Genomic DNA, 12,581 nt, shown 5'->3' with positions numbered 1-12,581 from the left:
CAAGAAACTCTCACCGCCACCGCCGAACCACCCACCCACACAGACCAGCGGGGCCTGAATCCCAACCAACCGCCGGCCGCAACCCGCCAAGCCAAGCCGGGCCGCCCCATTCAACAACCGCGCACCCCCAACCCACCGGACTTCACCCACCGGCCCGAGCAACGAACCAAGCCCCACCCGCTCACCGGCACAGCCAAACCCACCGCAACCGATGCCCGGCCTCGCACCCCACCCACAAGCCCCACGCCGCCCACGACGCGCAACCACCCCCGAGGCCCCCGCGTGGCCCCGGCCCTCGGCCGCCCTCCGAGTGTGAAAAGGCGGCCTCCGCCGCCGGGTCAAGGGTGGAGCGAAGCGGAATCGGCGAAGCCGACGCGACGAAGGAGCGCCCTTGACGCGGTGGTGGAGGACGCCACACTCGGAAAGAGGGCGGCCGCACCCGCACCCCCACAGTCGGCCCACCCCAGAAACCCCTCGTCCCCGCACCTCTGCCCCGTTAAGATCGTCCCAAGGGCGGGGTCGTAGCACAGAGGTAATGCGCCGCGATGGCATCTCGGAGGACGCCGGTTCGAATCCGGTCGCCCCGCCCCCTTAAACCTCGCCCTCTCAGGACGCGTTCGGCATCGCCGACACCGCCGCCGCCGAGATCTTCTTGGCCTCCCCCTCGCACGTCTCCGCCTGGTGCCGCTTCCCGCCCAGGGACACGTACACCACCAGGTTTCCCCTGCGGACGTACAGCGAGCACGTCGTCTCCGCGCTGCTCGGAGCGCTCCAGAAGGCCTCGTCCGCGAAGTCGAGTCCCTTCTCCGGGCGTTCGCCCTCCGCGTCGTCCGCGAACTCCGCCTCCTGGCGTCGCGTGCCGTTCTCACTCGCGCCCGCGCTACGGCGCAGCTCCCAGCGGACCATCGCATGCGCGTGGTAGTTCCAGCCGTCCGACTGCGGCTCGTCCTTGTCGTTCCACGAGCAGCTGGTCTCCGCGTTGTCCGAGTAGTCCAGGTACTGGTCCTGGTCCGGGCGTCGTTCCCCCGGCACCGGCAGTTTCGCGGCCACCTCCGAGCAGACCGGCATCGTCACGTACAGGTCCGGCGGGCCTTCCCCCGGCCCACCGTCCCCGAAGTACCACCACGCCCCGGCGCCGAGGACGGCCAGGGCCACCCCCGCCGCAACGAACCGGCCGGTCCGGCCCCTCCGGCCCGCCCGGCGCGGGCGTACCGGGGCGGCGTCCAGCCGTGTGGCCACCGCCGTCGGCGCGGCCGCGCCGCCGCCCGGCGGCAGGACCACCGTCCGCTTGTGGTCATCGCTGCCGCCGGCCCCACCCCCGCCGACCAGCAGTCGGTCGATGTCCCGCCGCTGTTCCGCGATCGCCGCGTGCACCGCCGGTGGCCACTGCCGTGCCACCGGCGCCGCCGGTCCCAGCGACGCCAGGAGCTGCGCGGGCGTCGGGCGGGCCGCCGGGTCCTTCGCCAGGCACCACGTCACGAGCGGGCGCAGTCCGGCCGGTACGGCGGTGAGGTCCGGCTCCGTGTGGACGACGTTGTACAGGGCCTGGAAGGTCGAGGGTCCGGCGAACGGGCTCGCCCCGGTCGACGCGAGCGTCAGGACCGAGCCGAGCGAGAACACGTCGCTCGCCGGGGTGAGTTCCTTCCCCTCGGCCTGCTCGGGCGACATGAACGCGGGCGAGCCGACCACCAGCCCCGTCCCCGTCAGCTCAGTCACGTGCCCGGCCCCGGCCCCGGCTCCCGCCTCCGCCGCCCGCGCGATCCCGAAGTCGATGACCCGGGCTCCGTCCTCCGCCAGCAGCACGTTCTCGGGCTTCAGATCGCGGTGGATCAGCCCCGCCCGGTGGATCTCGTCCAGCGCCGTCGCCAGCTGCACGGCGAGCCGCCGTACCGTCTCCACGGGCAGCGTCCCGGACCGCTCGACCGCCGCACCGAGCGACGGCCCGGCGACGAAGACCGAGGCGAGCCAGGGCGTGGCCGCCTCGGTGTCGGCGTCCATCACGGCCGCCGTGCACGCGCCGGACACCCTCCGCGAGGCCGCGACCTCGCGCCGGAAGCGGGCGCGGAAGTCCTCGTCGGCGGCGAGCCGCGCGTGCACCTGCTTCACGGCGGCGAGCCGCCCGTCCGGTGCGGCGCCGAGGAACACGCGGCCCATGCCGCCGCGCCCGAGTTCGGCGAGGAGCCCGTACGGTCCGGCCGTACGCGGGTCGGTGGGTCCGAGGGGGCGCATCACTGGGCCCCCTCGGCCGTCGTCGCCGTCGCCGTCGCCGTCGTCGTCTTGGTCTTCGCCTTCGCCCTCAGTACCGCCATGGTCTGCTTCCCGAGGTCCTCGGTCACGGCCTCACAAGTCCCCACGGGGTAGTTCGTGCCCTTCACCATGACGAACAGCTCGGCGTTCACGTCCCGGCCGTACAGCACGCAGTAACCGCCGTCCGGCTTGTACCAGAGGGCCTCCTCCACGTAGTCGAGCGTGGAGACGCGCAGGGTCTTGCCCCGCATGTACATGCCCTCGTAGTGGGACTTCGACTGCTCGGCTCCGGTGGGGCCGCCGTTCTTCGAGCGGTAGATGCTCAGAGCGAACGTGATCTCGTCGCCGGAGCGGGTGCTCCAGGTGCACTGGTTCCGCTGTCCGTCCTCCGAGGTGATCGGCGGCCCACCGTCCTTGACCGGGAACGGGGTGAAGCCGGGAGGCCGCTTGATCGCCGCACCGGCCTCCGCGCAGGTCGGGATCGTGCCCGTGTACGCGTCGGCCACCTGGTTCAGCGGTACGTTCCCCGGCGTCGGTACGGGCTCCGGCGCGACCCAGTAGTACACGTCCGCCGCCCAGCCCGTCGCCGCGAACACCGCCCCGGTGACGGTGAGCGCCCCGGCGGTCACGGCGGCGGCGATCCACCTGCGCTGCCGTCGCGAACGCCGTGCGGGCGCGGGTACGGGCGCATGCACGGCCGGCCCCGCGTGCGTCGGTGCCGACCCCATGAGGCGGTCGATCTCCGCCGCCTGCTCCGCGATCCGGCGCTGCACGCCCTCCGGCCACGGCTGCCGCAGCGGGGCCACCGGGCCGATCATGCCGAGCACGTCCTGCGGCGAGGGCCGCAGGCCCGGGTCCTTGGCCAGGCAGGCCTCGACGATCCCCCGCAGGCCCGGCGGGACGCCGTCGAGGACGGGTTCGGTGTGGGCGATGGAGTGCATGAGGGCGGGGACCGAGGTGCCGCTGAACGGCGTGTTCCCCGTGCAGGCCACCACCAGCGTGGCGCCGAGCGCGAACACGTCCGTGGCGGGCGTCGGCGCCTCTCCCCGGACCTGCTCGGGTGCCATGAACGCGGGGGAGCCGATGAGAGCGCCCGTGTGGGTCAGCTTGGTCATCTGGTCGGCGGCCCGCGCGATGCCGAAGTCGATGACGCGGACGCCGTCGTCGGTGAGCAGCACGTTCGACGGTTTGAGGTCGCGGTGGACGAGCCCGGCCCGGTGGATGTCGACGAGGGCCTGCGCGAGACCTGCGGCGAGCCGACGTACGGCCTCCTCTGGCAGCCCAACCGGTGCGGACGCCACAGGGGACCCCGATGCCGCTACCGCCGTCCCCGGGGCTCCCGCTCCCGCTGCCGACGCTCTCGCCCCCGCCAAGGCCTCGCTCAGCGACGGCCCCGGCAGGAACAGCGACGCCAGCCACGGCGTCACCGCCTCCGGATCGGCCTCGACCACCGGTGCCGTGTAGGCGCCGGACACCCGGCGCGAGGCGTCGACCTCCCGCCGGAACCGCGACCGGAACCCGGCGTCGTCGGCCAGATCGGCGTGCACCTGCTTGATCGCGACGAGCTGTCCGTTCGCCGCCGTCCCGAGCAGGACCCGGCCCATCCCGCCCTGCCCGAGCACCGCCAACGTACGGAACGGCCCCACCTGCGACGGATCGTTCGGCCCGCATGGCTGCATGTCGTCGTCACCCTCCCCCGAGAACGCCAGGGGAGTCTAAGGGCTGGGCGGGCGCGCCGACTCGGGCGCCCCTCCCGCACGATCCGGCCCGTCGGCCACGTCCTAGTTGAGCCGTGCCCGCGCCGCCTGCGCCCGGCGCCGGATCGTCGTCGCCGACTCCGGGTCCACCGCGTCCATGACCTGCGCGTACGCCTCCATCTCCGCCGCCCCCGTGAGGAAGTCCCCGCGCTGGACGAGCAGCTCGGCGCGCTCGTAGCGGAGCCGCGCCGGGTGGGAGGGGAGGAGCAGGGAGAGTTCCACCGCCCACAGGGCCACGTCGGAGCGCTCCGGGCGCGGGGCCGCCCAGGCGCGGATGTTGTTGAGGACCCGCAGCACGATCGCCCCGGGCTCGGCGGGCCGGAGCATGGAGCGGTCGAGGGCCTCGCCCGTCGTGCTCGTCACCAGGAGCTCGGCGTCCGGGCCCGTCATGGCGCGGCCGCCCGCGAACGGGTCGGCGAGGTTCAGGTCGGCGGGGTCTCCGAAGCCCACGACGAAGTGGCCGGGCAGCCCGAGTCCGTACACGGGGGCGCCGGCCCGGCGTGCGACCTCCATCCAGACGACGGAGAGCAGGATCGGCAGGCCTCGGCGGCGCCGGAGCACCTCGTGCAGGAGCGAGGACTCCAGGCGCTGGTAGTCGGCGGGCACGCCCACGAAGCCCTCGCGGCTGCCGAGGAGCTCGGCGAGGGCGGTGGTCCAGTCGCCGGTGATCCGGGTGGCGTACGGGAGGAGCCCGGCGAGGCGGTCGAGTTCGATCTCGGCCTCGTTCAGGACGTGCCGGGTGACGGTGGGGTCGGCCACCGCTCCGATCAGCAGGCAGAGCCGGGCGAGGTCGGGCCGCTCCGACCGCGCCTCCTCCGCGAACTCCCGACGCCAGTCGGGCGGGCCGGGGCTCGCGCAGGCATCCTCACCCGCTGCCCCGTCCTGCCGCGGTGGTCCGTCCTCCGGCCCGTCCTCCGGCCCATCCGCCGGTGCGTCCTCCGGCCTGTCCTCCGGTCCGTCCTCCGGTGGTGGTACGTCCTCCGTCACGCCTCCGTCACGCCTCCGCCCATCGGTAGTGGTGGTAGTGGTGATGCGGCGCGAAGCCCATCCCGTCGTACAGCGCCCGCGCGCCGTCGTTGTCCGCCTCCACCTGGAGCCAGGTCGCCGACGCGCCCTCGTCGAGGGCTTGTCGGGCGAGCGCCGTCATGACGGACGTCGCCAGACCCCGGCGCCGCTGCTCCGGGTCCACCTCGACGGCCATGAAGCCGGCCCAGCGTCCGTCGACCACGCACCGTCCGATCGCCGCCGGTACCCCTCCCGTGCCCGCCACGGACGCGAACCACACACTCGGGCCGGACGTCAGCACCGACCGTACCGCCGGGCCCGGTTCGCCGAAGCGCTGGTAGCGGCGCAGCCACGACTCGTCGACGTCGCGGGAGAGCCGTACGGCGGAGACGTCGGCGTCCAGGTCGCCGATTGGGGCCAGGGCCGCGATCCGCACCTCGGCGGAGACCTCGCGCCGCCAGCCGTGCCGGTCGAGGGCCGCGCAGAGCAGCTCCTGGGTGCCCTCGGCGCCGGTGGCGGTCTGGATGTACGCGGGGAGCTTCCTCGCCTCGTACCACGCGCGTACGTGCGTCAGGGCGTCGGCGATCGGCAGCCCGGGATCACCGAGGGGGAGCACCGAGTTGGCCCGCCGGGTGAAGCCGTCGGCGGCCCGCAGGGTCCATTCGCCGAGCGCCTCGCTCTCGACCGGTCGCCACGCGCGCGCGGTGGCGCGGGCCAGCTCGGGGAAGGTGGCGGAGGGGCCGCGGCGGCGGGCCGGGGCGGCCGGGACGGTCTTCCCGGCGACCAGGGTGGATTCCGCGATCCGGACGCTCTCGCCGCTCTTTCGTGTGATCAGCAGCACAGAGTTGTCCCATGATGTGAGAACGCCGACCGCGTCGGTGAACTTCTCACCCGCTGCCGCTGAGTCCGTCACGTACCGAACGGACACACGTTTTCCCACGTCAGCGCTGGTGATTCGGACCTCAAGGCGCCCTCCGCCGGTGAATTCCACAGCTTCTCCGCCCCTCCTGTTCGGATCGCCCCCAAGAACGGAGATACTAGGTGCGGGCATCGACGACGCCGCGCTCCCGCGCAGACCAGCCCTATCGAGGAGGAACGACAGCGTGACCTACGTCATCGCGCAGCCTTGTGTCGACGTGAAGGACAAGGCGTGCATCGAGGAGTGCCCCGTCGACTGCATCTACGAGGGCAAGCGGTCCTTGTACATCCACCCGGACGAATGCGTCGACTGCGGGGCCTGTGAGCCGGTCTGCCCGGTTGAGGCGATCTTCTACGAGGACGACACCCCGGAGGAGTGGAAGGACTACTACAAGGCGAACGTCGAGTTCTTCGACGAGCTCGGTTCGCCCGGTGGTGCCTCCAAGCTCGGCGAGATCGAGCGCGACCACCCCTTCATCGCCGCCCTGCCGCCGCAGAACGGCTGATTGAACGACCGCATCCGGTCCCGTACGGCCTCGCCGCCGTACGGGACCGAGGCGTTTCCCCGTACGTACCAGGAAGTGAGCCAAACCGTGAGCGCAGTCTCTTCGCGCCTGCCCGTCTTCCCCTGGGACAAGCTGGAGCCGTACAAGAAGACGGCCCTGGCGCACCCGGACGGAATCGTGGACCTGTCCGTCGGCACGCCCGTCGACCCGGTCCCCGCGCTGATCCAGGAGGCCCTGGTCGCGGCGGCGGACTCGCCGGGCTATCCCACGGTCTGGGGTACGAAGGAGCTGCGGGACGCGCTGACCGGCTGGTGCGAGCGGCGGCTGGGCGCGGTGGGCTTCGCGCACGAGAACGTGCTGCCGGTGGTCGGCTCCAAGGAGCTGGTGGCCTGGCTGCCGACGCAGCTGGGTCTCGGCGCCGGTGACGTGGTGGCGTACCCGCGGCTCGCCTACCCGACGTACGAGGTCGGGGCGCGGCTCTGCGGCGCGACCCCCGTCGTCTACGACACGGAGACATTTGCGGGTGACCCCGCGGGCACCGAGCTGGACCCGGCCGGGCTCAAGCTGCTCTGGCTCAACTCGCCGTCGAACCCGACCGGCAAGGTCATCGCCAAGGACGAGCTGACCCGGATCGTGGCCTGGGCGCGCGAGCACGGCGTCCTCGTCTTCTCCGACGAGTGCTACCTGGAGCTGGGCTGGGAGGCCGACCCGGTCTCCGTGCTGCACCCGGACGTCTGCGGGGGCTCGTACGAGGGCATCGTCGCCGTCCACTCGCTGTCCAAGCGCTCCAACCTGGCCGGCTACCGCGCCGCGTTCGTCGCGGGTGACGCGGCCGTGCTCGGCGAGCTGCTCCAGATCCGCAAGCACGGCGGCATGATGACCGCGGCGCCGGTGCAGGCGGCGACGGTCGCGGCGCTCGGCGACGACGCGCACGTGGCCGAGCAGCGGGAGCGGTACGCGGCCCGCCGGGCGGCGCTGCGGGCGGCCCTGGAGGCGCACGGCTTCCGGATCGAGCACAGCGAGGCGAGCCTGTACCTGTGGGCGACCCGGGACGAGCCGTGCTGGGAGACCGTGGCGTATCTGGCGGAGAAGGGCGTTCTCGTGGCGCCGGGCGACTTCTACGGCGAGGCGGGGGAGCGGTTCGTGCGGGTCGCGTTCACGGCGACGGACGAGCGGGTCGCGGCGGCGGTCAAGCGGCTCGGCTGACCGTCCAGGGCATCGTCCGAGACATTGTCCGGGACATCGTCCGAGACGTACGCGGAAGGGCCCGGGGAGCATTCGCTCCCCGGGCCCTTCCGCGTGAACTGCTTCCCGGTCGGGTCAGCCGCCGACGGGCAGGCCACCGAGCGTCTGGCCGGTCGGCAGGCCGCCGAGGCCGCCGCCGAGGGCGCCGCCGGTCGGGCCCTCCGCGCTCTCGGCGGCGGCGCCGGCGGTCTTGCCGACGACCTCGCCCGCGCTGCCGGCGGTGTCACCGGCGACCTGCTGGGCGGCGGGGGTGGCGGTCTTGCCCGCCGAGCCGACCGCCTCGCCGGCGGCGGGGACGGCCGTGCCGACGGCCTGGCTGCCGGTGGCGCCGACGACGCCGGTGGCGGTCTGCGAGGCGCTGTCGACGGCGGTGCCCGCACTGGCGGCGTCCAGGGCGGAGATGCCGCCGAGGGCGCCGGTCGGCGCGAGGCTGTGGTCCAGGGCGCTCGCGGAGCCGGCCGCACCGACCACGGGGGCTGCTCCGGCCGCGATGAGGAGGGCGGCGCGGGCGATCCGACGGGTCAGGGGGAGGGACATGGTGCTCCTTCGACGAGGTGCGAGGTGTTGTTCGGACGCAGTGACAACCGGCCCCGGGGCGGGGGAGGTTGCGGCGGTCGAAGGTAAAGAATTGGTAATGCGTCGTATTGTCGGGTGGGGAGGAAGGCGGACGAACACGTCATTGCGTAGCCGTCTGCCGAACCGTCACTTCCCTTGTCCCGCATGGGAATCGAGGGGATGGGGCGCGATGCGGAAAAGACGGCGCGGAAGGGTCGCGAATTTCTCCGGACGCGCACCGGTGTCATGCCACGGGCGAGTGAATCGCCGTACGGGTGATCGGCTTCGGATTGACCGGAGACCGGAGACCGGTGGCCGAGCGACCGGAGGCCGGTGGCCGAGCGACGGTAGATCGACTGCCGATACCCGGAGACCGACCGCCGGTCACCCGGAGGCCGACCGCCAATCACCCGGAGATCGACTGCCGAGCGGGCTACTTTGCGAGTCGCATGCGGACGGATTCCCCGCCGGAGGCGGGCGCGCCCAAGGTCTTCGAGGCCCCTGAGACCTTCGACCAGCCGCCCCGTGCCTCCCCCGCGCGCCACACCCGGTCCCCGTACACGACCTCCGTGATGCGCAGCGTCTCCGCCCGCGCCACGGCCCACTGCGCCAGCTCCCAGCCGCGCCGCGCGTCCGAAGCCGCGCCCCCGGCCCTGGCCGTCGACCGGACCGGCACCACGAGCACCGGCGGCTCGGCCGCCGACCGGCCCGCGCTCGGGCCGCCCGTCACGGCCGTCGGAGCCGCCTTCTCACCGAAGGCGCGTACCAGCTCCGTGCGCACCTTCTCGGGATCGCCCGGACGGCCCTCGGCCTCGCTCGCCGTACAGGAGAGGGCGGCCGGAGACCGGCCGGTCAGCGCGGCCGACAGAAGGGTGGCGTCCGGCTCGTGCTTCGCGTACGCCTGCGGGAAACCGCTCTTCTGCACCTTCTGCGCCGCCACCGTCAGCGGCAGCCGCGAATAGCCCGGGACCTTCTCGAGACCGTCGTAGAACTTCCCCGACGAGTACACCGGGTCCATGATCTGCGCCGGCGTTCCCCAGCCCATCGAGGGCCGCTGCTGGAAGAGACCGAGCGAGTCCCGGTCGCCGTGCTCGATGTTCCGCAGGGCCGACTCCTGGAGGGCCGTCGCCAGGGCGATGGTCACCGCCCGCTCCGGCAGGCCCCGGGAGGTGCCCACGGCGGAGATCATGGCGGCGTTCGACGCCTGCTCCGGGGTGAACTCGTACCGGTTGTCCCCGGTGCCGACACTGCACCGGGGCGTGCCGCTGCTCCCCGTCATCTGGTGGAAGGCCACGTACGAGGCAAGGCCGAGGAGCGCGGCGAATGCGGCCGCGGAACGGGCGAGGCGGCCGCGACGGCGGGGGCGGGTGGGCTCGGACACGGGGCCCACCGTACTGGAGGCCGCGTTAGGGTCGGCACATGGCTGACATCACCCCGCTCGACATGCCCCTCGACCTGTCCCAGGACGGGGCCGCGCTCACCGCCGCCCTCGTCGACTTCCCGTCCGTCAGCGGGACCGAGCAGCCGCTCGCGGACGCCATCGAGCAGGCACTGCGCGCCCTGCCGCACCTCACGGTCGACCGGTACGGAAACAACGTCGTGGCCCGTACGCGCCTCGGCCGCGGCGAGCGGGTCGTCCTCGCCGGTCACATCGACACCGTGCCGATCGCCGACAACGTGCCCTCGCGGCTCGACGAGGACGGCATCCTGTGGGGCTGCGGCACCTCCGACATGAAGTCCGGGGTCGCCGTCCAGCTGCGGATCGCCGCCACCGTCCCCGAGCCCAACCGGGACCTCACGTTCGTCTTCTACGACAACGAGGAGGTCGCCGCCCACCTCAACGGCCTCGGGAAGATCGCCGACGCGCACCCCGACTGGCTGGAGGGCGACTTCGCCGTCCTCCTGGAGCCGTCCGACGCCCAGGTCGAGGGCGGCTGCCAGGGCACGCTGCGCGTGATCCTGCACACCGCGGGCGAGCGGGCCCACTCCGCGCGGTCCTGGATGGGCTCCAACGCCATCCACACCGCCGCCCCGATCCTCGCCCGCCTCGCCGCCTACGAGCCGCGCAAGCCGGTCATCGACGGCCTGGAGTACCACGAGGGCCTCAACGCCGTCGCGATCCAGGGCGGCGTCGCCACCAACGTCATCCCCGACGCCTGCACGGTCACGGTCAACTACCGGTACGCCCCCGACCGCTCCCCGGCCGAGGCCCTGGCGTACGTCCGCGAGTTCTTCGCCGACTGCGACATCGCCGAGTTCGTGATCGACGACGAGAGCCCCGGCGCCCTGCCCGGCCTCTCCCACCCGGCGGCGGAGGCCTTCATGAAGGCCGTCGGCGGCAGCGCCCAGCCCAAGTTCGGCTGGACCGACGTGGCCCGCTTCAGCGCCCTCGGGGTGCCCGCGGTCAACTACGGCCCCGGCGACCCGATCTACGCGCACAAGCGGGACGAGCACGTGCCGGTCGACCGGATCCACCACTGCGAGGCACGGCTCCGCGACTGGCTGACCGCCTGACCGCCCGACTTCCCTCGTCCCGACTTCCGTAATTTCGCGTTTCGTCACCTCTGTGGTCCTACGCTGACCGGACCAGAAGATCGTTGGATCGACGGAGGGAGCAGGCCATGGGTATCCCTGAGGGGGAGACGAAGCCGGAGGAGCAGCGGCTCGGGCCGGTGCTCAGGCGCCGGGACCAGGTCCAGCCGGGCACCACGGACCAGCGGCTGCTCGACACCGAGGGCGACTCGGAATGGGTGCACACCGACCCCTGGCGGGTCATGCGCATCCAGTCCGAGTTCGTCGAGGGCTTCGGCGCCCTCGCCGAACTGCCGAGCGCGATCAGCGTCTTCGGCTCGGCCCGCACGAAGCCGGACTCGCCGGAGTACGAGGCGGGCGTACGGATCGGCAGGGCGCTCGTCGAGGCCGGCTTCGCGGTCATCACGGGCGGCGGCCCCGGCGCCATGGAGGCGGCCAACAAGGGGGCCCGGGAGGCCAAGGGCGTCTCGGTGGGCCTCGGGATCGAGCTCCCCTTCGAGCAGGGGCTCAACCCGCACGTCGACATCGGCGTGAACTTCCGCTACTTCTTCGTCCGCAAGACGATGTTCGTGAAGTACGCGCAGGGCTTCGTGGTCCTGCCCGGCGGCCTCGGCACCCTCGACGAGCTCTTCGAGGCGCTCACCCTGGTCCAGACCCGCAAGGTGACCCGCTTCCCGATCGTCCTCTTCGGCACGCAGTACTGGAAGGGCCTCGTGGACTGGCTCCGCGACTCGGTCGTCGCGGGCGGCAAGGCCTCGGAGCGGGACCTGCTCCTCTTCCACGTCACGGACGACGTGGACGAGGCGGTCGCCCTCGTGACGAAGGAGACCGGCAAGTAATCAGCCCCGCCGGCGTTTGAGGCGCGGGGTCCGGGGCGGAGCCCCGGTTTCGGGAAGGGGCGGGGTGGGGGAGAGGCCCGCCGCAGGCGCCCCTTCCCCACCCCGTCCGACTACGCGAGCCCGCGCCGGGCCACGGCGGGCGGCCGGTGCCCGGCGATGGACGCGACCATGTCCAGCACCTGCCGCGTCTCGGCGACCTCATGCACCCGGTACACCTGCGCCCCGAGCCACGCCGAGACGGCCGTCGTCGCCAGGGTCCCGAGGACCCGCTCCTTCACCGGCCGGTCGAGCGTCTCGCCGACGAAGTCCTTGTTGGAGAGGGAGACGAGCACCGGCCACCCCGTCTCCGCCATCTCCCCGAGGCGCCGCGTCGCCTCCAGGCTGTGCCGGGTGTTCTTCCCGAAGTCGTGGCCCGGGTCGATCATGATCGCGTCCCGCCGCACTCCGAGCGCGACCGCCCGCTCGGCGAGTCCCACGGTCACGCGCAGGATGTCGGCCATCACGTCGTCGTACTCCACGCGGTGCGGCCGCGTCCGTGGCTCCGCGCCACCCGCGTGCGTGCACACGAGCCCCGCGCCGTACTTCGCGGCCACCTCGGCGAGCCCCGGGTCGACCCCGCCCCACGCGTCGTTCAGGACGTCCGCGCCGGCCTCGCAGACCGCCGCGCCGACGTCCGCCCGCCAGGTGTCCACGCTGATGACGACATCGGGGTGGCGCCTGCGGACCTCCGCGACGAATCCGACCGTGCGCCGCGCCTCCTCCTCGGCCGTGACCTCCTCGCCGGGGCCCGCCTTCACCCCGCCGATGTCGATGATCGCCGCCCCCTCGGCGACGGCCTGCTCGACGCGGGCGAGCGCCGGCTCGTCCCGGAAGGTGGCGCCCTGGTCGTAGAAGGAGTCCGGCGTCCGGTTCACGATCGCCATGATCACCGGCTCGTGCGGCCCGAATTCACGCCGTCCCAAGCGCAGCATCCCTTT

Annotated in this window: 11 protein-coding genes and 1 tRNA gene; 5 read left to right on the top strand and 7 right to left on the bottom strand. The window is 73.0% G+C overall.

From position 1 onward, the window contains the following. Positions 1 to 513 precede the first annotated feature (513 nt). Positions 514 to 588: transfer RNA gene (locus N5875_RS13635), tRNA-Ala, on the top strand. Positions 589 to 606: 18 nt separating this feature from the next. Here N5875_RS13635 and N5875_RS13630 read toward each other — a convergent pair. The 4 genes from N5875_RS13630 to N5875_RS13615 form a co-directional block, all read right to left on the bottom strand. After that, complete coding sequence (locus tag N5875_RS13630) at positions 607 to 2,229, bottom strand: serine/threonine-protein kinase (RefSeq protein WP_338493911.1); 1,623 nt, start codon at positions 2,227 to 2,229, stop codon at positions 607 to 609. Next, positions 2,229 to 3,893: a protein kinase gene (locus N5875_RS13625; protein WP_338493908.1), complete on the bottom strand. Its 1,665-nt coding sequence runs from the start codon at positions 3,891 to 3,893 to the stop codon at positions 2,229 to 2,231. The genes N5875_RS13630 and N5875_RS13625 overlap by 1 nt, the downstream gene beginning before the upstream one ends. A gap of 135 nt (positions 3,894 to 4,028) precedes the next feature. Next, positions 4,029 to 4,991: a transglutaminase-like domain-containing protein gene (locus N5875_RS13620; protein WP_318209058.1), complete on the bottom strand. Its 963-nt coding sequence runs from the start codon at positions 4,989 to 4,991 to the stop codon at positions 4,029 to 4,031. Between the two features lie 7 nt (positions 4,992 to 4,998). Next, a complete protein-coding gene (locus tag N5875_RS13615) occupies positions 4,999 to 6,000 on the bottom strand; it encodes a GNAT family N-acetyltransferase (RefSeq protein ID WP_318209059.1) in 1,002 nt (333 codons plus the stop codon). Between the two features lie 112 nt (positions 6,001 to 6,112). On the opposite strand from N5875_RS13615, the gene fdxA reads away from it, so the two are divergent. Both fdxA and dapC read left to right on the top strand, forming a co-directional pair. Beyond that, positions 6,113 to 6,433, top strand: coding sequence for a ferredoxin (gene fdxA / locus N5875_RS13610; RefSeq protein ID WP_015035968.1), 321 nt, complete (start codon positions 6,113 to 6,115; stop codon positions 6,431 to 6,433). An 87-nt stretch (positions 6,434 to 6,520) separates the two neighbouring features. Continuing rightward, complete coding sequence (gene dapC, locus N5875_RS13605) at positions 6,521 to 7,639, top strand: succinyldiaminopimelate transaminase (RefSeq protein ID WP_318209060.1); 1,119 nt, start codon at positions 6,521 to 6,523, stop codon at positions 7,637 to 7,639. A gap of 114 nt (positions 7,640 to 7,753) precedes the next feature. Here dapC and N5875_RS13600 read toward each other — a convergent pair whose 3' ends face one another. Continuing rightward, on the bottom strand, positions 7,754 to 8,215 hold the full coding sequence (locus N5875_RS13600; RefSeq protein WP_318209061.1) for an ATP-binding protein: 462 nt from the start codon (positions 8,213 to 8,215) through the stop codon (positions 7,754 to 7,756). A 451-nt stretch (positions 8,216 to 8,666) separates the two neighbouring features. After that, positions 8,667 to 9,623, bottom strand: a complete 957-nt coding sequence (locus tag N5875_RS13595; protein WP_318209062.1) for a hypothetical protein — start codon at positions 9,621 to 9,623, stop codon at positions 8,667 to 8,669. A gap of 29 nt (positions 9,624 to 9,652) precedes the next feature. Here N5875_RS13595 and dapE point away from each other — a divergent pair, with 29 nt between their 5' ends. Continuing rightward, positions 9,653 to 10,747 carry a succinyl-diaminopimelate desuccinylase gene (dapE, locus tag N5875_RS13590; RefSeq protein ID WP_338493898.1) on the top strand — a complete coding sequence of 365 codons (1,095 nt, stop codon included), beginning with the start codon at positions 9,653 to 9,655 and terminating at the stop codon, positions 10,745 to 10,747. Between the two features lie 107 nt (positions 10,748 to 10,854). Next, the gene (locus tag N5875_RS13585) at positions 10,855 to 11,604 is read left to right on the top strand and encodes a TIGR00730 family Rossman fold protein (protein ID WP_015035973.1); all 750 of its coding nucleotides are present in this window, start codon (positions 10,855 to 10,857) and stop codon (positions 11,602 to 11,604) included. Between the two features lie 110 nt (positions 11,605 to 11,714). Here N5875_RS13585 and folP read toward each other — a convergent pair whose 3' ends face one another. Continuing rightward, on the bottom strand, positions 11,715 to 12,575 hold the full coding sequence (gene folP / locus N5875_RS13580) for a dihydropteroate synthase (protein ID WP_318209064.1): 861 nt from the start codon (positions 12,573 to 12,575) through the stop codon (positions 11,715 to 11,717). Between the last annotated feature and the right edge of the window lie 6 nt (positions 12,576 to 12,581).

It is taken from the genome of Streptomyces sp. SJL17-4, assembly GCF_036826855.1.
In the GTDB taxonomy this organism is placed as follows: Bacteria; Actinomycetota; Actinomycetes; order Streptomycetales; family Streptomycetaceae; genus Streptomyces.
The sequence above is the reverse complement of the archived record's forward strand: the minus strand, read 5'-3'. Positions and strand labels throughout refer to the sequence as shown.

Coding starts and splice junctions, on each gene's coding strand:
- N5875_RS13585 (WP_015035973.1), top strand. CDS start 10,855: ATGGGTATCCCTGAGGGGGAGACGAAGCCGGAGGAGCAGCGGCTCGGG.
- N5875_RS13630 (WP_338493911.1), bottom strand. CDS start 2,229: ATGCGCCCCCTCGGACCCACCGACCCGCGTACGGCCGGACCGTACGGG.
- dapE (WP_338493898.1), top strand. CDS start 9,653: ATGGCTGACATCACCCCGCTCGACATGCCCCTCGACCTGTCCCAGGAC.
- N5875_RS13600 (WP_318209061.1), bottom strand. CDS start 8,215: ATGTCCCTCCCCCTGACCCGTCGGATCGCCCGCGCCGCCCTCCTCATC.
- folP (WP_318209064.1), bottom strand. CDS start 12,575: ATGCTGCGCTTGGGACGGCGTGAATTCGGGCCGCACGAGCCGGTGATC.